The sequence below is a fragment of the Janthinobacterium pasteuri genome (assembly GCF_051380775.1).
Lineage (GTDB): Bacteria > Pseudomonadota > Gammaproteobacteria > Burkholderiales > Burkholderiaceae_D > Janthinobacterium.
In genome coordinates this window covers 131,583-151,649 of the sequence record NZ_JBNYXS010000009.1, presented here as the reverse complement: position 1 = coordinate 151,649, position 20,067 = coordinate 131,583, and the positions used below count along the sequence as shown (strand labels likewise).

The following is a 20,067-nucleotide window of genomic DNA, read 5'->3' as shown; positions in this document are numbered from 1 at the left end:
CTTGCCTGTAGATGCCTTGTGGCAACGTCATTGCGCCTGCATGCGCCGCGCTGCAGCAGCTGGCGGGCAAGATGCCATCCCATGATGTGGTAATACAACAACATCGCAGGGCAGAAAGAAAGAGGGGAAACTGTCGTATTTTCCGCACTGCGCACTGGCCGCCGGCACGTCATGGCGTCGGCATGTTTGCGCTGTCGCAGGGAAGACCTTCGGTGGCCAAGTGGCCGTCTGCGCTGGCAAAAGCCTCGTGGCACCTCACTATGCACCCACCCGATATTGACGACAAATACGATTTTATTCATGTATTTAGTCGATACGGATATGAATAGCCTCGCCTGGAAAATGGTATGAATACCAAAACTTTCCGTGCTAGCATGACTTTTCGTCTAGCGGACTAGCGCCAGCCAGTACCTTACGAATAACCTTCACCGACAGGAGCCGTTTCATGATGACCCCGCATGCCAGCACAATACGCCACACCCTGATTGCCCTGGCAATCGCTGCCGCCTTTCCCCTGCAAGCGATGGCGCAGGATGGCATCCCGGCACCAGCCGCCGACGCGCCAGCTGCGCCAGTTGCACAGGCCGGCCCTGGCCAGCTGGAAACGGTGATCGTGACGGCGCAGCGGCGCGCGGAAAACATCAAGGATGTGCCCATGTCCATCGCCACCCTGAAAGGCGACAAGCTCGACACCCTGACGGCCGGTGGCGCCGACATCCGCTTCCTCAACAGCCGCTCGCCCAGCGTCTCGGTCGAGTCGGATTACGGCCGCACCTTTCCCCGCTTCTACATTCGCGGCCTGGGCAACACCGACTTCGACTTGAATGCCTCGCAGCCCGTGGGCCTGGTGATGGATGACGTGGTGCAGGAAAACGCCATGCTCAAGGGTTTCCCCGTGTTTGACGTGGACCAGGTCGAGGTGCTGCGCGGCCCGCAAGGCACCTTGTTCGGCCGCAACTCGCCGGCCGGCGTGATCAAGTTCGATTCGGCCAAGCCCGTCTTCAAGACGGAAGGCTACCTGAGCGGCGGCTTCGGCAAGGATGGCATGAAGAACCTGGAAGGCGCCTTCAACGTGCCCGTCAGCGACACCGTGGCCCTGCGATTTTCCGGCCAGACGCAGCGCCGCGACGACCGCGTGCACAACCCGCGCCCCACCGGCACGCGCGACTTCGAAGGCTATGAAGACAGCGCCGCCCGCCTGCAAGTGCTGGTCAAGCCCACGCGCGACTTCACCGCCCTGTTCAACGTGCACGCGCGCAACCTCGATGGCACGGCCACCTTGTTCCGCGCCAATATCCTGAAACAGGGCACGAACGATCTGGTCGACAATTTCGATTATGGCTCCTACCCTACCGATGGCATCAACCGCCAGCACCTGAAAACCAAGGGTGGCAGCATGCGCCTGAAATGGGACTTGCCTGGCGTTACCTTGCATTCCATCACAGGCTACGAAAAACTCGATTTCTTCAGCCGCGCCGACGTCGACGGCGGCTATGGCGCCGTGTACGCGCCGCCGATGGGGCCCGGCTTCATCCCCTTCGTCGTGGAAACGGCCGACGTGATCCCCAACCACAAGCAGATTTCGCAGGAATTCCGCGCCGAGTCGTCTGCCCGCGGCCCGCTGCAATGGATAGGCGGCCTGTTCTACTTCAAGGAAGATATCCGGATCGACAGCATCAGTTTTGACAGTCTGGCGCCCGGCAATCCGCAAAACAGTGCCTATGCCACGCAAAACCAGAGCTCGAAGTCGTACGCGGCCTTCGGCTCGCTCAACTACACGGTCTCGGACGCCCTGAAACTGCGCGCCGGCCTGCGCTACACGAGCGACAAAAAAGATTTCTCGGCCAAGCGCGTGGAAGCGACCACGGCCGGGCCGTTCAACCTGAATGACACCTCGCACAACGTCAGCTGGGACCTCAGCGGCACCTATGTGCTGACGCCGGAAACCAACGCCTACGCGCGCATCGCCACCGGCTACCGCGCGCCATCGATGCAGGGCCGCCTGAACGGCCTGGCCGACCGCCCATCGTTTGCGGGCGCCGAGAAAGCGCTGTCCGTCGAGGCGGGCATCAAGCAAGACCTGTTCGACAAGCGCGCGCGCCTGAGCCTGGCCGTGTTCCAGTACCGGGTCAAGGACAAGCAACTGACAGCCGGCAGCGGCGCCGTCAACATGAACCAGCTGATCAACGCCGACAAGGCCACGGGCCGGGGCGTGGAACTCGATTTCCAGGCTAACCTCAGCGATTCGCTCAGCATGACCCTGGGCGGCAGCTACAACCATACGGAGATCCAGGACAAGAAGCTGTTCGTGCAAAGCTGCGGCAACGCACTGAACAACCCGGCCAGCGGCTGCACCGTCACCGACCCCGTCGGCCCATTCAAGGGCACAGCCTATATCGACGGCAACCCGCTGCCGCGCGCACCGGAATGGCAAACCAACTTCACCTTGAAATACAGCATTCCCGTCGCCAACGGCGAGTTTTACGCCTACACGGACTGGGCCTATCGCACCAGCTACAACTTCTTCCTGTATGAAGCGAAGGAATACAAGGCCAAGGAATTGCTCGAAGGCGGCTTGCGCGTCGGCTACAAATGGGACAAATACGAACTCTCGGCGTATGGCCGCAACATCACCAACCAGATCCAGTCACTGGGCGCCATCGACTTCGACAACCTGACGGGCATCATTAACGAACCGCGCACGTATGGAGTGCAGTTCAAGGCGACGTTTTAACGGCGGGTAGATAAAACCATGCGGGCCGCTGCAAAACGGACCGCGTGGCTCGGGCACAAGATGGCGTAATGAGCATCACCTGTGCTAGAATCTTGCCGCGCTGCCCGGATGGTGAAACTGGTAGACACTGGAGACTTAAAATCTCCCGCCTGTAAGGGCGTGCCGGTTCGATTCCGGCTCCGGGCACCACGAACATGAGTTATACCGTATCAAGCAAGATCAAAACCCGCATGCCTAAAAGCTTTGCGGGTTTTTTGTTGTCTTGTGCTGTCGCAAGCAACATCATCCCATCGCACGGATATACCGGTATTTATGACGGTATATGTGAACAACGCAATTATGTATACCGTCAGGATGACAATGGCATTGACCGACACGTTCGTTAAGCAAGTGAAACTCGTAAAGCCCACCGGGGACAAGCACACTGATGGCGAAGGCATGTATCTGCTGGTTCTGGCGTCCGGCAAGTACTGGCGGATGGACTACCGCTACCTTGGCAAACGCAAGACCATGGCGCTGGGTGTCTACCCTGCCACATCGCTGGCAAAGGCCAGACTGCGCCGCGCCGACATGCGCGAAAAGCTGGCCGACGGTATCGACCCCTCGCTGGCCAAACGGGATGAGCGCGACGCCCTGACCATCGCAGCCAGCCAGACGTTCGAGCTGATCGCGCGCCAATGGTTGCTGAAGACCGCCGCCGAGCGCGCCGCCACCACCCAAATCAAGGTAACAGGCTGGCTGGAAAAAGACGTCTTCCCCCACATTGGCACAATGCCGATCTCCATCATCAAACCCCGCGATGTCCTCATCACCGTCCAAAAGATGGAAACGCGTGGTGCCGTCGAGTCTGCCCATCGCGTCAAACAGGTTTGCGGCCAAGTGTTCCGCTACGCCGTGGCCAGCGGCTTGGCCGAGCGGGACGTCACTGCCGATTTGAGGGGGGCGCTGGCAACTGCCGTGACGACTAACTATGCGGCGATTACCGAGCCAAAGCAGGTGGGCGACCTTATGCGCTCGATCCATGGCTACAGTGGCCACCCCTACTCAGTCGCGGCCCTGTGCATCTCCCCGCTGGTATTCCAACGTCCCGGCGAGGTACGCGCCATGGAATGGGCGGAACTCGACCTTGACGCTGCTGAGTGGCGCATTCCGGGCCAAAAGATGAAGATGAAAAACGACCACATCGTCCCCTTGGCTACGCAGGTGGTTGAGATTTTACGCGGCATGCAGCCACTGACCGGCCATGGAAAATATGTCTTCCCCAGCATCCGCACCGGAGAGCGCTGCATGAGCGAGAACACCATCAACGCGGCGTTGCGCAGCATGGGCTACGCCAAGGAGGTGATGACTGCGCATGGCTTCCGGGCAATGGCTCGGACTATCCTTGATGAGGTTCTTGGGGAGCGCCCCGACCTGATCGAACATCAGTTGGCACATGCAGTAAAAGACCCGAACGGCCGTGCCTATAACCGCACCGCCCACTTGCCGGCACGTCGCTTGATGATGCAGCGCTGGGCAGACTACCTCGACTCCCTGCGTTCTGGGGCGACTATCTCCGAGCCAATATCCAACATTTAACTAAAGGAAGACAATGGCAACTGGAGTCAAAATTGGTCGCTCTGCACATAAACTGTTACGTGACGATGCCCGCGATTTGGCGGAACTCTGTCGCATTGTAAACGGTAGTCCAGACGGCAACTATTGCGCCAACCCTGACGATCAATTTGAGGAACAAACTTGGATTAGCAGGTATCAAATGCTGAACTACGTGGCGGCCTATTTAGAGCGTTTTGCTGAAAACGGCAGTTTCCAATTCCCCATCAACATGCGCAAATTTTCTGTGCGCGAAGAGTACCGTTCAGTCTTGGAAAAGGGGATGAGCCGGACGGAGGCAATCGACATGCTGATGAAAAAACATAACATGAGCAAAAGCGTAGTTGAGCGAACTATCAAAGTCGACCAGCAAAAAGTTGAGGCAAGCAAGGAGCGCGCGGCGAAGGCAGAAGAGGTTGGCGCCGCAACGGCCAAAGCATGGGCCGCAAAAAAATAGACTCGATGTCAACGTCAGAATGTGCCACATCCTGACGTTTTTTTTCAGTTCAGAGATGCCTATGATGACTGTCATACCGCTGCACTGCGGGTCACAATAGGAATCAAAATGGCATCTCGTATCATCCGCGTTGCGGACATTGCAACGACCCCAACCAAGGCAGGCATCCTGCCGGTTAGCCCCGCCACTATCTGGCGCTGGGTGCGCACCGGAAAATTTCCAAAGCCGTTTAAGCTCGGAAGCAGCGTTACTGCTTGGCGCAGCGAAGACGTTGACGCATTCATCGAAGCCCAAGAGAACGCGGGGGCTGCATGAGCGCGCGAAACGGTATCGTTCAACTTCTCGCTGGAATCTGGCCTCCCTTGACTCGCGCATTGGGCAACAGTCAACAGTGTTCTCCGGCATCCCATTCGACTAACTCAAGGATGCATCGCGCCTACGGCCACCAGCCCGACGAGGGTATTTCTACGGCCGTCGTCACCCACGCATCGCTCTACGGCAACACGCTGTCTTTGGCCGTCACTTTCCCATACGTGGCTTCAAAACCATGGGGGGTATTTGAAGTCCCTGTCACGGGCCTCTGGGATCTTTGCAGCAACCGGCGCATCAAATTTCACACTCCCGCAGAGTTGACTGGGGCGCGCATCCAGGTCCACACGGGGCAACCGTTTCAGCATGACGGCCAGCCGCGCTCGCGCGTCAGCAAGGTCATGATCCTGAGCATGATCCCACCCGACTCAACGCACTAACTCCATTTCCAAAGCGGGTACGCCCGCAAAATTTTTGAAATATGGCCTCGCTGCCAGGGGCCAACTTACGCCGAAGTTTCGGCAACTATAGGACCAGCATCATGACGAATTTGTCTGCAAAACAGAAATTCTTGGACAATATGTTCGCTTCCGAACAGGAATTTTCCTCGCCTCAAAGTACCGCTTCGGCGCTCCTTGAGACGCTGGGTCCGCCCGCCGAAGAAGGACCTGCGGATAGCAAGGTAGCCCAGAACGTGAGCTTCAGGTTTGCAAATAGCCATCCTTCACTGGGCTACCAACCCGATCAAGGCGCCTACGTGGGAACTGAGTGTGCTTGTTGGACTTCTGGCGACGATTGGTACCTTGAGGTTGAGTTCACGGAAATCTAGGGGAGGCCCAAAGGCTGGTTCCACCTGCCCGCCGGAAGTGAAGCACAGAAGACGCACGCCGCGCTTCTCAAGGCTTTCGTCTTGGGCGGCCTCTTAGGTGAATCCGTAAAGCTCTTTATTGGCGGCCAGACCAAAGAGGATGTTTTCCCTAAATCTATTCTGGTTGCGTATCTGCCGTTCATCGAACTGTCTGATGAAGATGTCTACGGCTGTTAATTAGCTCGACCGCCGCATCTGCCCCACCGGGCTGTCTGCGCCGGTGGAGGTCTAGGTACGTAACCCGATTCTCTTCGTCCGGTAGCTGCGATGCAGCGGGGATGAAGCACCAACGATAAATTACATGGAGTATTAAATGAATGGTATTTTGGCCACCAAAAGTGGTTCCACTCTCACCTTTTTGGAGATGGGTTAAGCAAAATGGGCGATCTCCAATCTATCAGTTGGAAGCAGCCCCTTCGAGGGCCGACCCTTCCGAGCACCCCACAGGACGCCACGGACGCGATGTATAGCCTGGTGCCTCCGGCATCCCGGCACGAGTGGATCACGTTGGCGATGGCGGCGAAGCGTACAGGCGTATCGTTTGACGACTTCCACAACTGGAGCCGTTCTGGCGAGGGCTATGAAAGTGAGCGGCGTTGCCGCACGGACTGGAACGGAATTTCAGAACACGGCGACATCACTAACGCTACGCTGTTCCACGCTGCGCGCAACGCCGGGTGGCGCCCACAATCGGACGGTGAGCGGCGTTTGGCACCCATGTTGTCGCCGGCAGTGCCAAGTGAGGTTATACAGAGGGCGCCGACGTTCAACGCCAAAGCCCAAGAGGTATGGGACCTGTGTGAGCCGGCATCCGTTTCACATGCTTACATTGTGAAAAAAGCTGGAGCTGCCGATGGCTTACGCATTTATCCCGTCGGCGCCCCACACCTGGCCATCCAAGGTCAAAGCGTAACCGGCTGCTTGGTAGTGCCATGCTTTTCCGGTTCGTTGCTGCAAACGCTGCAATTCATCCCGGCCGATGGTCCAAAATTGAATATGGCGGGCGGCACCTTCAACGATGGCTATCACGCAGTTGGCGCAATTGCGGACGGCAGTACGATTTACGTCGTCGAGGGCATCGGGCAGGCTTGGGCGTGCCAACAGGCCACTGAATCGCCGGCAGTATGCACCTTCGGCGCTGGCCGCATGAAAACCGTGGCACAGGCGTTGGTGCTCCAGTATTCGGGCGCCAAGATCGTTCTTGTTCCTGACCGAGGCCAGGAGGAGGTAGCGGAGGCCATTGCCGATATGTTGGACTGTCAGTGGGTCAAAATGCCGCCGGAGGCTCCGCGTAATTACGACGTCAACGACTTCGCCAAAGAGCGCGGCGGCGAGGCGCTCCTCGATCTGCTGACTCAGAGTCAATCACCACCTATGCACTACAAGATGTGGACTGCCGCTGAGCTTTCCAGCAGCGCCCCATTGGAATGGACCGTTCGTGGACTGCTGCCGAAATCCGGGCTGGCCGCGCTGTACGGCCCTAGTGGCAGCTACAAGTCCTTTCTTACGTTGGATCTCGCTGCGCACATCGCGGGCGGTGGAACGGAATGGTTCGGTAAACGTGTAACCAACTGCCCCGTCACTTACTGCGTGCTGGAAGGCGAGGCAGGCATGGGCAAGCGGGCCAAGGCTTGGGGCCAGTTTCACGAAAAGGATCTGCCTGATCGCCTGCGCTTTGTCACCCAGCCCGTACACCTTACCGGCGGGGAGGACGTGTTCAATCTTGCGAAGGCAATCAAGCACGTGGGCGGCGGAAACGGCGTGGTCATCCTCGACACTCTCAACCGTGCGGCGCCCGGTGCCGACGAGAACTCGTCCAAAGACATGGGCATTATCCTCTCGGCCGCAAAACAACTTCAGGAGCTGGTTGGTGGACTGGTCCTTCTTATTCACCACACTGGTAAGGATCAGGATAAGGGAATGCGTGGCCACTCCAGTTTGTTCGCCGCAATGGATGGCGCAATCGGGGTCAGCAAGACGAACAGTGGCCCTGCATGGGTTGTGGCGAAGTCGAAGGACGATGCGACTGGCTCAGTGTACCCATTCCGGGCGGAAGTTGTAGTGCTGGGCATTGATGATGAAGGCGACGAGATCACGTCGTGCGTGGTGGTGCCAGTCGGCGTGCCGTTCGCCCTGCGTGAAAGCAAGCCGTTGTCGAGCAACCAGCAGGCCGCATTAGACGCCCTGCATGCGGGTTTTGAGGCTTGTGGCGATGCGGATGCACGTATCTATCTGCACGACGCTGTGAAGGCCGTAGGGGCTGTCATTGAGACGGATCAGAAGCATAGGAACCAGCGCGCAAAGGAGGCCATCGAGGCGCTGATTAAAAAATCACTGATTTGTGCTGATTCTCTCTTCCTCTGGGCGAAGCCCACCTAACCATCGCCGCCCGCTCCCGGTTCCCCCTCCCCCTTATAGGGGGAGCGGGAAAAACCGGGAAGGGTATGGGCCTCCCGGAAAGTCCCGTATTTTGCAAAACCGGGAAGAACCGGGAACCGGGATTTCATTTTTTTATGCGCCATCGGTGGGTCGAATTGCTGGTGGTGCGATGTAATAACACATTGGGCCTAGCCCTCATTTTCAAGGATCTTTATGACCTCTAAAATTACCAACCACTGGCCCCGTAAGGCCGACTTCAAATCCATTAGGCGCGACCGCGCCATTGCACTGGTGTCCGATTTCGGCGATCTGTACGGCCTCGATGTGCTGCGGGTAAACAGCAACTTTACGCACGCTGTTTTTGGCAAGGCGAGTCACTTCGATGACTTCGACCTCACTCAAACCCTCCAATTCGCAATTGGCCACATGACCGCTCCGGCTGTTGATGCCATCGATCCAGAACGCAAGCGTGACTTGTTGGCGGCATTGGAACAGGCATGCGGGCCTCTCGACAAGCCCATCGCCTTTTCGGTTGGTGGGGTAAGCGTGACGTTCGTCCCGCTAATGGCTTAGCTAGGTAGATAGCAATTTCCCCCTCAGCGAATCGACCGTGAAAACGTCGGTTCGCCTTTTATTTAGGTACGCAGAATGAAGAAGTTGAAGCTCGAACGGGTGCCGGTCATCGAAGACACATTGGGCTTGAACCTGGCGAAGCTGCTGGCGGCGTCGAAGAAGGCAGGCCAGTGTTTGTTGATCATCTCGTGGCAAGGTGGCACGGGCTTGGTGCTGCTGGACGCACAGCGCATGGCGTTGAGTTTCGGCGGCGTCACGGTTGCGGCTGAGATCGTGGCGGTTCAGTGTCTGAATGGCCGGTCCAGGCCCCTCATGAAGTGCCCTCGCGCACATGAGGGGAATTTCCAGACCTTGTACCTGCGCGGCGGCGAGCTGGCCTGCCGGCACTGCCATGGGCTGCGCTACCGTAGCACCTTGGCAGCGTCGGCGACCGACCGCGCGCGCCTAGCCCGCTTCAAGCTGCTCGACCGCATGGGAGGCCAGCCAGGCGACGCGGTGCCAGAACGGCAGCCGTACAAATGGCTTCGTCGGCACCAGCGCCTGGTGCAACAGCTCGCGGGCCTCAGCGGTGCGCACTACGGGGTTATGCGAGCGTGGTTAGATAAGCAGCACATTTGAATACGCCAAATCACAGGCCTGGCCACCGCGAGTCACACTATGCAACGATGCGTGCCCCAACTTCTTCGCGTACCTCCACGCCGAGACGCTGCGCGAGGGCCCGATATGTAGCGGGCAACCGACCTTCCAGAGCCAATAGCACTCGTATAGTTGGCGGTCGGTGCGGATGGTCCACGCCAGCTTGGGCTTGGAGCACGGCGCGGTACTTAATCACTTGATATATTCCGCGTTCGTAGTCCTCAATCAAGCGATCCGACACGATTGATTTGACCTCGACCCCGATCCAGAGCTGCGGCGAGCGGAAGAATACATCGATACTGTCGCCGGATCGAAGAGCGTATTCAGCCTGAGCGAACTGGCATGATTGGGCACCAAATTCGACGGGGTGGTTCAGTACGTACTCCTTGAGTGCCCGGTGCGCGTCCGATTCGCCCCCCCCTCTACTACCAGTGCATGGTTCGCCTGAGGTCAGTCCAAGCTCGCTAAGCACCTGCTCCCAGCGAGCACCGAAATCCAGTATTCGCGTATATTCGGCGAAGACCCGGGCCTGCTTTTCGGCGCGGCTGAGACTTTGATAGCGCGGCCAACGTGACTCAATCCCAGATTCAGGCAAGCCGTGATTCTCCCCGGCAGCAGCGACGACCACGGTCGTAAGAAACGGCAGTTGCTCTTTCCACGCAGAGCCAACCGAATCAATCAGATTCATTACGTGGTGGAGCACCTTCCCGATGCCGCGAGCATGGGGCTTATCATTCTTGTCGAACCAGCCGATCATTTCAGCCAGATCACTATAGGTCAATGTAGGCAGCACGTCGTCGTGCTGGCAACGCACATGTTCCACCAGCGCAGGCAGGGCCACCCGGGCAAATTGCACAGTGACTGCGGGCGCCATCTCTGACTCGTCATCATTGCTTTCGTTTTCTTGCGCTTCAGGTGCCTCGGGCAAGCCTGATGTGTCGGAAGCGGCCAGTGGTACGCGCAAGGGCCGCAATTCAAACACGATCCCTGGCCTTACAGCGGTTTTCAATTCAGGGTTGATGTTCTCCAGCGCCGTCTTCAAATCGAGTCGTGCAATCAAGTCGTCACCGGTGATGCCGAATAGCGGTTCAAGCTCGCACGCCCTGTCCATATAGAAATGACGGACCCGACGCTGATCACCGGTGTCGTGCGGTTCGGCTTCAAACCCGACAATGCGGCGACGTCTGTTAGCAATTGCCGACGTGAAATTCGCCTCGGCTTCACGTCCGTGTTTTTTGCCAAGCCCTTTCCACGCGCCCATTTCCCCACCAAGGGTTATGAATCGACGCTGTTCCGTATCATCGAAAACCGTCGCAATGTGGTCGCACCACAGCGTACAAACAAGTACTCCGTCAGGAGTGAAGTAGTTCCATGGGGTGTGAAGTAATGCAGAACTAGAGCCTGAGTGATGGGTGTCGTATGCGCATGTGGTCAGCCAAAAATCGTGCACGTTGGAATGGGCAGGGTTCTTCAATTTCAGCTCTCAGAAAATCCAAGTAAGTAGCTTACGCCGCTGGCGATGGGGGAATGAACAGTAAGACACTGACTTAAACGTTTGGTGCTAGGCCTACAGCAGTTGAGCTTGTTGCTTGCGCCTCAACTATACTCGCGAGTAATGTCCCTAGCGGTTGCAGGTAGCTAGGCTTGTTTGTCAGTAGCCAAGTCACGATACTTGGTGTATCACGCGTTTTCCGAAAAGTGTGCCTGGCTTCGGAGATGGAATTAAAAATGTTTTCCAGCTTCGTCGCGGCAGTCTCTTCGCTGCCGGACTCCGCAAGAATGTCTGCCACTTCTTGGGAGGTACAGTTTTCCCCTAACTCAGAAAGTATGCTTGCAATGGCGTCAGCGTCCAAGACGTAATCCTCAAGCATTGTTCGATCTAAAAAGCGCAATGTACCTGTGGATTCTCTTTCCACTTTCGCACAGTCTGCTGCGAGCTTGCCCTCACGATCTAGTAGGATTCCCACCATTGGTGGGACCAAAGCGGAGGACTGGCTCAAGCGTTTATATATAGCGGCGACCTCCGAGGCACTAATTCCCTTTTTCTTTTCAAAAGTACCTGTGTGCTCAACCCGTAGTACGGCAGTTCCCGCAGCGGCAGTAGGGCAAAAATAGCGCAATAGCTCTGGGATTACTAGCTCTTCCGTTTGACCTTCAACCCACAGCACCCTATCGCGTCCATGAAGGTCCGTCATCCTTATTCCTAAATCTGAAAGGTCGGCTCGGAGATCCGCGATGTCCGAGGTGCCCACCTGGCGAACAGTGGTACGGCCCTCCATTGCGGAAAACATTGTTACCAAAGTCGGTTTGATTGCAGTCATCACGTCAGCCGAATGCGCCGTCAGAATATATTGATGTTGCGCGCCCTCCACGGCGAGAATTTGTAGCAGCTCTCGAAGCGCCTTGGGATGAAGGAAGGAATTTGGCTCATCAATTGCTATTACTTGCGGGAAGCGTGATGTAATCACAACATATAATATCGCTATAACATTCCCAATCCCGGATCCCATTAAGCTCAGAGGAACGGCTAAATCGTCCCTACGGGATTCAGGCGCCATAGGGAGACAGAAAGCCTCGAATAAATTATTTGGCTTAGGTGCGCCTTGAACCCAGGCAACAGATGGAAATACCCTGTTGATGAGCTTGCAAAGTGTGCTGTACCCGTAAGGATCTGTAGACTGGAAATTGTTAAGGCAGTACGGTAAATTGGCCGCGTCAGATTCCAACTTCACAGGATGTGAAGTTGCGTGACATTGACCTGATATACGGCGGTGAGCAGAAAATCGGTAGAAGAGAGGTCGAAACCGTTCCACGATTTCATGCAAAGGCGCGGGATATCCGCCGCCGTAATTTGCAAAGGAGCTGCCCAGCAAATCTCCGCTCGAACGATCAAGTACCCCATCGTACGCGTATAAATTATTACCACCTCGCGTTGACGCATAAGCGGATCGCCCCAAGGCACTTTCAGCGACCAACGAGTAATGGCCGCTGCCATGTCCAAAAGTCATGGTGACATAAGGATTGGCTGTCAAAACTGGCGCCGCATTACCCGAAGACAAAAACTGCTGATAGTTTTCTGCTACCGGAAGAAAAATTTGGCCGTTCTGTTGATCTGCAATTTCTTGAATTGTGCTCCTCACTTCAACAAAAAGTTCAGAATAGCCGCTCGCGGGAATTCCATAAGTAGGGGCGTTAATTCGGGACAAATGGGGGACATGCTTGCTGGCGTCGAAGTCGACAGCTTCTAGCATTGACGTCTTTCCTGAATTATTTCCTCCTATAAACAAATTAAATCCTGACTCTATTGCTATGTCTTGAACCTCAAAATACGACTTGTAGTTTTGTGCTTTTAGGGCGGTCAATATCATTTAGTTTCCAATGGCAAGGAGAATAATGTAAAGCAGTTTACGTCATATGTTGGCAAAATGCCAAAATATCATTCCGTTGAAAAACGACCGTTTTCCAACAGGCATCGACACCTCATTTTCTTGATGTTGGAAAATAAGCCTTTACATATTTCAACATGTTGATTTATATTGATTCCGTTTTCCAACACTTCATCGGAGCGGATCATGGCGGTTTTCGGGTACGGACGGGTCTCCACGGCGGAGCAGACAGCCGACAATCAACGGCTTGAGATTGAGCACGCTGGCTACGCTGTTGAGTACTGGTATGCGGACACCGTTAGCGGCAAGGCACATGCAGCACAGCGGAAGCAGTTCGGCGACATGTTGGCAAAGTTGAGAAGGAAGGACTCGGTGGTGGTGTCCAAGCTGGACCGCCTCGGCCGTGATGCGCCGGATGTGTTGGCGACCATTAAATCCCTGGCCGCGCTCGGCGTCGAGGTCGTTGTACTTCAGCTCGGCAAACTCGATCTCACCTCGCCGGCGGGCAAGCTGATGTTGGCAATGTTGGCGGCCGTGGCCGAGATGGAGCGTGACCTTATTGTCGAGCGGACGCAGGCCGGATTGGCCCGCGCCAAGGCGGAAGGCAAGACCCTCGGGAGACCAGCCAAAACAACGCCAGAGCAGCGCAAAGAGATGACGCAAGGCTACGCGAGTAAGCAGAGCGTGAGCGCCCTGGCGAAGATCTACGGCGTCTCACGCGCGACTGTGCTTACCATTGTGAAGCCGAGTCGAGAAGTTGATACGGATACTGCCCCGCCTCGATAGGCTATCCTTCTGGGGCGCATGGCGGTAACATGCGCTGACCGTCAGCAAACGGCCATGAGCTGCCGGTTGCGAGAGACGGGTTTGGTTGATCCACAATTGATAGGAATACTGGAAAATGCCTGTCGAGTTTTTTCAAGCGCCATCCGGAACCCGAGTTAGGCAATCCTTCGATTCCCCGACGGTATATCTTGATCATTGGGCTATTCGGCTGTTCAGTGATGATATAGCCCTGCAAGATCGTCTAGTGGCTGCTTTGCTGGGTAAAGGAGGCACGTTACTTCTTTCCATGATTTCACTCGGTGAATTTGCTGGACCGAGTGATCCTCAACATGTCGATGATGCGGAGGCATTCATCGAACGCTTACTTCCCAACATATATTTGACGGATTTTGCGTTTGACAAGGTTCTTGATCGGGAGCATTTAGAGGCAGACAACTCGACTCGTTTCTGGCCATCTGCAGATCTGCCGCAGTTGAAGCTGCTTTCCGAACGGCCGCAAAATCCTCCGCTTGGTGTCACGATGCAAGGTTTCATAAGAATGTCTTATGAAAACCGGGAGGTTATCGGGCAAATGATGAAAGGACTGGTTCAGCAAATCGCAGGTGGGATCAAGGATGCCAGGGCCGACCCTTCCTACATTTCCAAAGCCAAAATGGTCAAACCTGATGACACTCGCCCCCGAACGCATGTGATCATAGGCGAGCTAATGCGCGAGTATTACCTGAATCCGGGCCTCCCAATTAAAGAGAACGATATCGTCGATATGCTGCACGCCGCCATGCCGATTAACTGTTGCGACTACGTTCTTCTTGACGGTGCCTGGGAAGAGCGTGTGGCAAAGATGAAGAAACGAGTTGAAAAAAATGGCTCGCATATGCCGTTGGCCAAGTGCTTTTCAAGGCGAAATGACGGTGTGCGTTCGTTCCTCAGCGATCTGGAAGCATTTGATCAACAGAGCCTGCTGAAGCCTGCCCTCCCATATTAAGCGCTAACGCTCTGCCCTTGTGGCCCAAGCTCATCTTTAGGAAAACCAAGAATTGGGCGAAGGTCTGAAATGGGGCGTAAGCCGCCTCACATTCGGGTTCTTATGCTAAGTTGGGGTGGGTGACTCAAATTTATTGAATGTAGTGATAGAGGCCTTAAAAACAATGATTGATGCTAGCTTTCCTTTACAGATGATTGGTTCGGTGGAGACGTCCAGCGGTATGGCCGAGGCGATGTTTTGCCGTGATCGAGATCGTCCCAACGAAGGAATGATCCAGTGGTATGGGCAAGGAATAGAGTCAGGTGGAGTTTTAGTTAAGATAAGCGCTAGTACAGTCGCGTCTTTCGAGCTGCGGCCGGATATTTTTTATTTCCCCGATACTGGTGGCGGACTGATTGCGCCCGCGCACTTAGAAAATTTTGTTGAACTCCAAAAATGTAGGGCATATTTGCGTCGCACCAAGAAGGGGCTGACGGGCCATTGGACAGATATGACTGGAATCATGCGGTCAATTGAGTTCGTGAACCCTTCGAAACCACGCAAGCTACGAAGCGTAAAGTTAAAAGATTGGGCCGCGTTCAAAGCTTGGGCCAGCGATCAACGGCGAATCGGCGAGTTCGTAGATTTCCGCGGACATGGCAGCAACCAATTTTCGCTGACTTCGACTTTGCACCGGTCTGGGAGGGCAAGGATGGAGCGGTTCTGCTACGAGACCGTGCCCCGATTCCGTGGGCAGGTTGAGGCGATCTTAGATATCCGTCTACGTGCCTCCGATTCTAACGATTTTTCGGTAGTATTAGGACTTGCACAGCATCACGGGCTACCGACGCCTTTGTTAGACTGGACAGCCTCACCGTATGTGGCCGCTTTTTTTGCATTCGCTGATGCGCTCGAAAATCTGAGTAATCGGAAAGACCACACGCACGTAAGAATTTATGGCCTCAGCCGTGAAGTGTCTATGTTTCGGTCGTCGGTTTCGTTAACGTACCCATCTCCGCATGCTTCGTACTTGGATATTTCACCGAGAAAAAATCCTCGTCTGCTCGCACAACAGGGCAGGTTTTTGGTCACTAATATCGTTGATCTGGAAGGGCATTTTGGTTCTTTTGAAAAGGCGACTGGCAGGAAAGTTATCACAGCAGTTGATGTACCAATTCGGTTTGCCGCAGAAGCACTCGAAGACTTGTTTTATATGGGGCTGACTGCAGCGACGATGTTCCCAGGTCTTGACGGAGTATGCAGGATGTTCAAACATGAGATGTTATTTCGGCAGGAGATGTCTGCTGGCCTGAACTCCTCGGGTCAAGTCGCACCCATCGTCCTTGTACCCGAGAAAATCGAAATTGTTTAGATTTGGCTATGTGCTTTGCACTGTCAGTCGAGCATAATTTTAATGAAAGTACGGTTGAATAATCCGCTGTCGATTTGCTCGATAGAGCATCGCACTCAAATTCCCTTTTCTGGCCTTTCCGAGTGACGGAAATGGGGCGGAAGCGGTCCTTCGCGTAGGCCGAAAAGGGGCTGGCTATACGGGCCGTCGTGTGCCGTTAGCTGTCCAGTCCCGTTTGATCATAAACGCGCTTGACGAATAGTTCCGGCTTCTTTTGCTGCCATTCTTTGAGCGCCTGGATGGGTGTTTTGACACCGATGGCCCGTTGTGGAATATGGTGGTTGTAAAGCTTTAAATAGTTGAGCAAGGTAGTCTCCAGATCAGCCCGACTGTCGAATCTGGTCTGCTGCAATAGCTCGCTGATACGGCCGTTGAATCGTTCGACCATGCCATTAGTTTGCGGATGCCGGGGCGGTGCCAGGCGGTGTTCGATGCCCATGGCGGTGCAGACTTTATCGAAGGCGTGCTGGCCACTGAGCTTCCTCTCCTTTGTTGTGAAGCGGTCGGTGAATTGCGAACCGTTGTCAGTCAGCAGTTTAGTGATTTTGATCGGCGAGGCCAGCTTGAGCCGACGCAGGAAGTCGACGCTGCTTTTGTCTGTCATGTCACCGTAGATGTGCAGGAACACCCAACGCGTGGCGCGGTCGATGGCCACGAACAGATAGCGGCGCGAGGTTTCATCTGGCATCTGCGGCAAGTATTTGATGTCGACGTGAACAAAGCCGGGTTCGTAGTCCTTGAAGGTCTTCTTGGCCGAGATCGTTTCTCCCTCGGCCTTGGGAATGACGTCTTCCAGGCGGGCCATGCCTTCGCGCTTGAGCAAACGGGCAATGCCCGAGCGCGAGACGTCGGGATTGATGTATTGCCGGGTAATGTACAGCAGGTCGTCGAGCGGAAGATAGAGCGATTGGCGCAGTGACAGCACGATGGCCTCCTGTGTCGCGCTCAGGGTCGTATGCAGCGTATGGGCGCGGTGCGAACGGTCTTGCACATCGTCCCGCTTGAGCCACTTGGCAGCCGTGGCACGGGTTATATTGAAGACCTTGGCGGCTTCGCGGTCAGACAGTCCGGAGTCCTTGATTTCCTGCCGGATCTTCGGGATGGTGCGGGCTTGGGGATGAATGCGTGAGCTCATGGACTGAAGTTTATGCGATGTGCTGTAACCGGTGGGACGATCTCGGTGGCAAACCGCCGATCAACTCGTCAAGCACAGCGTTGGCCCGGAACAGGGCCATGCTGCGACGAGGAATATGATCGCACGAAACTAAACAGTTAGCTTCAGGCGGCGGCCATGGAGTGCGAGCCGGGGCCTTCGATTTCAAGCTCATTTGCAGATAGCGTGAGCACGTGCCTTCCGTCATTTGCAGTTAATTCGAGCTAAAACCGGCGTCGAATGCGAGCACGGCCGGTTTCAAACGCGAGCCGCCACACTTAGGCCAATGAGTGGGAGCGCCCCCCCGGGGGGGGGGCGGCGAAGGTGGCCCCGCCATTCCTGTATGATCAATCGGTTCGCGCCTCAAAATTTTTCGCCGGTAGAAAATCAAAAAAATTTTCGGCGCGCTTCATTGGCAGGAATCGGTTAACCCAACGATATTAGCGTCGGGCCTGTCGGTTGGCCAGAGCCTGCTGAGCGCGTTCAAAATGGAGCATCAACCCGAACCCTCCTCGGTCTCAAGCAAAGCATCGCGGTGCCTTAACCGGCGTAATGGCATTGGCCGCATCTAAGCAATCGTGGTCAGCCTTATCGCATGCAAAGCATCGAGTGCATATTTGAGCGGTCGAATTGATTGGGGTGCGCCATGATTATGGCTTCACCAGTCAAGAAAAAGGAAGTGCGATGGCACCCATCGACGCGATGACAATCGTTCTGCTGTGCACATTCTTCGTCTATTCGATGGCGTTGATTTACGTCCTCGGCATGTTTCTCCAGCCATTGCTGAACACTATTGTTACCGGTTGCATCGATCCTGTGCGTACTGCATCCCAGGGCGGCGCTCAGCAAGTCATCGGCTGCGGCTGCGGCTGCGTCGAAGAGTATCGCGCAGGGGAAGCTGCGGACCGTCATTAACGACATCACTTTCGGCTGGCATCCGGCAAGTAAGACAGCGGTAGTCGCTATGGCCACGCCCGAACAGCTTCCAGCGCAGATCAGAGAGTATGCGGCTCAGACGGGCACGCCACTTAACACGATTGGGGCCTTCCGTTATAAGGGCAACTCCAGCGAACCGTCGCGGTCGATGTCCGCCGCACACATCTCGCGGGTCGAGATGTCTGAATACCCCCGTTCGGCAGCTTGTCGCGCGTAGTGGTCATTCGCACCCCGAGCGGTCATGCTCAGGCGCAGGCCCAAGCCGCCATTGGCACCGCCCAGATAAACGCAGTGCCCGGATGACGACGGCCTAGGCTTGGTAAGGTCCGGGTCGTCACGGTCATTCAACGCGCCGCAGCAATATTCGCGTGGACACAGGTAGCATCCGGCGGCATGGTGCGTGCACGCTTGGCGGGGCTGCTGGCGCACGGGTTGCTTGAATAGGTGCAAAGAGGCCCAGTACTTCGTCCGTGTCCACAGTGAGTCAGTCACTCGGTACAATCCTTTTGATCAGGTTGTTCCATCCCGAGTGAGAATAGCTGAAGACTGTCGTTTCTTCGACAAACATTCCTCGCCGCTGAGTATTTTCCAGCATCGTAATAACCTGTAAATTGTTATGGACATGCAGTCCGCATACTCTGGGGTGGTGCAGCGGGATGATGTGATCAACAACCCATGTGACATTGTCTTGTGCTCGACGACGATTCCTTTCTTCATAAAACGCCTGGATCAATTTCTTGTTGGCCCACTTCGGCGTTGCCCGATGCACAAGGTGATGATTTGATAATCTTTCCTCGATAAAATTGGTGAAGTAAATTATCCGACCGTACGATTGCCCCCAAGTCACAGGCTCGCCATCGATAAAGTTAGGTAACTTTAAGCGCGAACTAAAAGGGAGACAAGGCAAGAAGCTCCGATCAACCAGAAGTTTTGTACCTACGATGCGGATGTATTCACCTGCCCGTTCATGATTTCCGCGTAGCAAGAGACTGAGGACAGTTGCTGGATCGTCGGTTTGAGAGGCGACAAAACGAGCCAGTATACAAGCTTGGCAAGTGCGGCTGGAGACGCAGCGATAGTCAACATGCTCGAACCGGCACGGTTTACCAGTAAAGTACCGACTCTGCCCCTGCTCTTGGGCTTCTTTGCGCGAGATATGTTGTGGTACAAACATGGTCTAGTCGGTCGGGCCGCCTAAAGCTTTGCGCAGGTGAACTGCAATGTCGTCTGCGGGAACTGGCCGAATGAGCGTGGTGTGTCGCTTTCCTTCGTCACCTGCATTGTCTTGTCCTGACCCGAGCAAAACGCGCCGGCTTCCTTGAACGTGGAGGCTTTGATGGCGCCAAGCGACGCGGCTGGGCCGTTGTCTTCGCGGGCGATCATGTAGGCGTCCTTGCCGATGGATACAACGCCGGTGGTGGATGCGCAGCCGTTTAGGATCAAAGCTAGAGAAGCAAAAAAAGTCTTGTTCAAGTGGGTTCCTTATTTTGAAAAGTCGGCAAACACCTGGATGAGGAAGATTACCCGTGGCGTGACGGCGATGATACCCCGAACATCGGCAGATGCCAATTACTTCTCCAAATGCCAAAGAATTTCCCCTGGTCGCGTTCGGTGGTGCTGTCCGTGCGACGCGGTCGGAGCGGGGCGTTTCGCAGGAGGAGCTTGCTCATAAAAGTGGAATCGATCGTTCATACCTTGGCGCTATCGAACGCGGGGACCAGAATGCGGGCCTCCTGCACCTTACCCGTATAGCGGAAGCATTGAGCCTATCCTTGGCCGAGCTAATGGCAAAGGCTGGCTTGTAGTGATATATTGATGCCGGTGGTATCGCGCAGGCGAGCCACAAGATAGGGTAGGATTTTCGTTTGACGGTATATTTGAC

The 20,067-nt window shown here is 55.4% G+C and carries 18 protein-coding genes and 1 tRNA gene; 14 read left to right on the top strand and 5 right to left on the bottom strand.

Features of this window, described 5'->3' with window-relative positions:
• Positions 1 to 448 precede the first annotated feature (448 nt).
• The 9 genes from ACQ4WN_RS11990 (at position 449) to ACQ4WN_RS11950 (ending at position 9,531) form a co-directional block, all read left to right on the top strand.
• A complete protein-coding gene (locus ACQ4WN_RS11990) occupies positions 449 to 2,734 on the top strand; it encodes a TonB-dependent receptor (RefSeq protein ID WP_436551763.1) in 2,286 nt (761 codons plus the stop codon).
• Between the two features lie 102 nt (positions 2,735 to 2,836).
• Positions 2,837 to 2,923 (top strand) — tRNA-Leu (locus ACQ4WN_RS11985).
• 171 nt (positions 2,924 to 3,094) lie between these two features.
• A complete protein-coding gene (locus ACQ4WN_RS11980) occupies positions 3,095 to 4,312 on the top strand; it encodes a tyrosine-type recombinase/integrase (RefSeq protein ID WP_436551739.1) in 1,218 nt (405 codons plus the stop codon).
• 13 nt (positions 4,313 to 4,325) lie between these two features.
• A complete protein-coding gene (locus tag ACQ4WN_RS11975) occupies positions 4,326 to 4,784 on the top strand; it encodes a hypothetical protein (protein WP_436551738.1) in 459 nt (152 codons plus the stop codon).
• A gap of 108 nt (positions 4,785 to 4,892) precedes the next feature.
• Positions 4,893 to 5,099 carry a helix-turn-helix transcriptional regulator gene (locus ACQ4WN_RS11970; protein ID WP_436551737.1) on the top strand — a complete coding sequence of 69 codons (207 nt, stop codon included), beginning with the start codon at positions 4,893 to 4,895 and terminating at the stop codon, positions 5,097 to 5,099.
• A gap of 535 nt (positions 5,100 to 5,634) precedes the next feature.
• Positions 5,635 to 5,922, top strand: a complete 288-nt coding sequence (locus ACQ4WN_RS11965) for a hypothetical protein (RefSeq protein ID WP_436551736.1) — start codon at positions 5,635 to 5,637, stop codon at positions 5,920 to 5,922.
• 501 nt (positions 5,923 to 6,423) lie between these two features.
• Entirely contained in the window at positions 6,424 to 8,340 is a 1,917-nt protein-coding gene (locus ACQ4WN_RS11960; protein WP_436551735.1) for an AAA family ATPase, read from the top strand.
• A gap of 213 nt (positions 8,341 to 8,553) precedes the next feature.
• Positions 8,554 to 8,913: a hypothetical protein gene (locus ACQ4WN_RS11955; protein ID WP_436551734.1), complete on the top strand. Its 360-nt coding sequence runs from the start codon at positions 8,554 to 8,556 to the stop codon at positions 8,911 to 8,913.
• Positions 8,914 to 8,988: 75 nt separating this feature from the next.
• Entirely contained in the window at positions 8,989 to 9,531 is a 543-nt protein-coding gene (locus ACQ4WN_RS11950) for a hypothetical protein (RefSeq protein ID WP_436551733.1), read from the top strand.
• Positions 9,532 to 9,568: 37 nt separating this feature from the next.
• On the opposite strand, the gene ACQ4WN_RS11945 is transcribed toward ACQ4WN_RS11950, so the two are convergent.
• Both ACQ4WN_RS11945 and ACQ4WN_RS11940 read right to left on the bottom strand, forming a co-directional pair.
• Positions 9,569 to 11,023, bottom strand: coding sequence for a hypothetical protein (locus ACQ4WN_RS11945; RefSeq protein ID WP_436551732.1), 1,455 nt, complete (start codon positions 11,021 to 11,023; stop codon positions 9,569 to 9,571).
• A 73-nt stretch (positions 11,024 to 11,096) separates the two neighbouring features.
• Positions 11,097 to 12,917, bottom strand: a complete 1,821-nt coding sequence (locus ACQ4WN_RS11940; protein ID WP_436551731.1) for an AAA family ATPase — start codon at positions 12,915 to 12,917, stop codon at positions 11,097 to 11,099.
• A 204-nt stretch (positions 12,918 to 13,121) separates the two neighbouring features.
• Here ACQ4WN_RS11940 and ACQ4WN_RS11935 point away from each other — a divergent pair, with 204 nt between their 5' ends.
• The 3 genes from ACQ4WN_RS11935 to ACQ4WN_RS11925 all read left to right on the top strand — a co-directional run bounded on the left by ACQ4WN_RS11935 (position 13,122) and on the right by ACQ4WN_RS11925 (position 16,057).
• Positions 13,122 to 13,721: a recombinase family protein gene (locus tag ACQ4WN_RS11935; protein WP_436551730.1), complete on the top strand. Its 600-nt coding sequence runs from the start codon at positions 13,122 to 13,124 to the stop codon at positions 13,719 to 13,721.
• Positions 13,722 to 13,836: 115 nt separating this feature from the next.
• Positions 13,837 to 14,706 carry a hypothetical protein gene (locus tag ACQ4WN_RS11930; RefSeq protein WP_436551729.1) on the top strand — a complete coding sequence of 290 codons (870 nt, stop codon included), beginning with the start codon at positions 13,837 to 13,839 and terminating at the stop codon, positions 14,704 to 14,706.
• A gap of 163 nt (positions 14,707 to 14,869) precedes the next feature.
• Entirely contained in the window at positions 14,870 to 16,057 is a 1,188-nt protein-coding gene (locus ACQ4WN_RS11925; protein ID WP_436551728.1) for an FRG domain-containing protein, read from the top strand.
• A 196-nt stretch (positions 16,058 to 16,253) separates the two neighbouring features.
• On the opposite strand, the gene ACQ4WN_RS11920 is transcribed toward ACQ4WN_RS11925, so the two are convergent.
• Positions 16,254 to 17,231, bottom strand: coding sequence for an IS481 family transposase (locus tag ACQ4WN_RS11920; RefSeq protein ID WP_436551727.1), 978 nt, complete (start codon positions 17,229 to 17,231; stop codon positions 16,254 to 16,256).
• A gap of 702 nt (positions 17,232 to 17,933) precedes the next feature.
• On the opposite strand from ACQ4WN_RS11920, the gene ACQ4WN_RS11915 reads away from it, so the two are divergent.
• Positions 17,934 to 18,164 carry a hypothetical protein gene (locus ACQ4WN_RS11915; RefSeq protein ID WP_436551726.1) on the top strand — a complete coding sequence of 77 codons (231 nt, stop codon included), beginning with the start codon at positions 17,934 to 17,936 and terminating at the stop codon, positions 18,162 to 18,164.
• A 505-nt stretch (positions 18,165 to 18,669) separates the two neighbouring features.
• On the opposite strand, the gene ACQ4WN_RS11910 is transcribed toward ACQ4WN_RS11915, so the two are convergent.
• Positions 18,670 to 19,359: a hypothetical protein gene (locus ACQ4WN_RS11910; RefSeq protein WP_436551725.1), complete on the bottom strand. Its 690-nt coding sequence runs from the start codon at positions 19,357 to 19,359 to the stop codon at positions 18,670 to 18,672.
• Between the two features lie 20 nt (positions 19,360 to 19,379).
• The gene (locus tag ACQ4WN_RS11905) at positions 19,380 to 19,658 is read right to left on the bottom strand and encodes a hypothetical protein (protein WP_436551724.1); all 279 of its coding nucleotides are present in this window, start codon (positions 19,656 to 19,658) and stop codon (positions 19,380 to 19,382) included.
• Positions 19,659 to 19,747: 89 nt separating this feature from the next.
• Here ACQ4WN_RS11905 and ACQ4WN_RS11900 point away from each other — a divergent pair, with 89 nt between their 5' ends.
• On the top strand, positions 19,748 to 19,990 hold the full coding sequence (locus ACQ4WN_RS11900) for a helix-turn-helix domain-containing protein (protein ID WP_436551723.1): 243 nt from the start codon (positions 19,748 to 19,750) through the stop codon (positions 19,988 to 19,990).
• Positions 19,991 to 20,067 lie beyond the last annotated feature (77 nt).

Bases quoted from the DNA above. Each gene is read 5' to 3' on its own strand.
- ACQ4WN_RS11990 (WP_436551763.1), top strand. From the start codon at position 449: ATGACCCCGCATGCCAGCACAATACGCCACACCCTGATTGCCCTGGCA.
- ACQ4WN_RS11980 (WP_436551739.1), top strand. From the start codon at position 3,095: ATGGCATTGACCGACACGTTCGTTAAGCAAGTGAAACTCGTAAAGCCC.
- ACQ4WN_RS11975 (WP_436551738.1), top strand. From the start codon at position 4,326: ATGGCAACTGGAGTCAAAATTGGTCGCTCTGCACATAAACTGTTACGT.
- ACQ4WN_RS11970 (WP_436551737.1), top strand. From the start codon at position 4,893: ATGGCATCTCGTATCATCCGCGTTGCGGACATTGCAACGACCCCAACC.
- ACQ4WN_RS11965 (WP_436551736.1), top strand. From the start codon at position 5,635: ATGACGAATTTGTCTGCAAAACAGAAATTCTTGGACAATATGTTCGCT.
- ACQ4WN_RS11960 (WP_436551735.1), top strand. From the start codon at position 6,424: ATGTATAGCCTGGTGCCTCCGGCATCCCGGCACGAGTGGATCACGTTG.
- ACQ4WN_RS11955 (WP_436551734.1), top strand. From the start codon at position 8,554: ATGACCTCTAAAATTACCAACCACTGGCCCCGTAAGGCCGACTTCAAA.
- ACQ4WN_RS11950 (WP_436551733.1), top strand. From the start codon at position 8,989: ATGAAGAAGTTGAAGCTCGAACGGGTGCCGGTCATCGAAGACACATTG.
- ACQ4WN_RS11940 (WP_436551731.1), bottom strand. From the start codon at position 12,917: ATGATATTGACCGCCCTAAAAGCACAAAACTACAAGTCGTATTTTGAG.
- ACQ4WN_RS11935 (WP_436551730.1), top strand. From the start codon at position 13,122: ATGGCGGTTTTCGGGTACGGACGGGTCTCCACGGCGGAGCAGACAGCC.
- ACQ4WN_RS11930 (WP_436551729.1), top strand. From the start codon at position 13,837: ATGCCTGTCGAGTTTTTTCAAGCGCCATCCGGAACCCGAGTTAGGCAA.
- ACQ4WN_RS11925 (WP_436551728.1), top strand. From the start codon at position 14,870: ATGATTGATGCTAGCTTTCCTTTACAGATGATTGGTTCGGTGGAGACG.
- ACQ4WN_RS11920 (WP_436551727.1), bottom strand. From the start codon at position 17,231: ATGAGCTCACGCATTCATCCCCAAGCCCGCACCATCCCGAAGATCCGG.
- ACQ4WN_RS11915 (WP_436551726.1), top strand. From the start codon at position 17,934: ATGGCACCCATCGACGCGATGACAATCGTTCTGCTGTGCACATTCTTC.
- ACQ4WN_RS11910 (WP_436551725.1), bottom strand. From the start codon at position 19,359: ATGTTTGTACCACAACATATCTCGCGCAAAGAAGCCCAAGAGCAGGGG.
- ACQ4WN_RS11900 (WP_436551723.1), top strand. From the start codon at position 19,748: ATGCCAATTACTTCTCCAAATGCCAAAGAATTTCCCCTGGTCGCGTTC.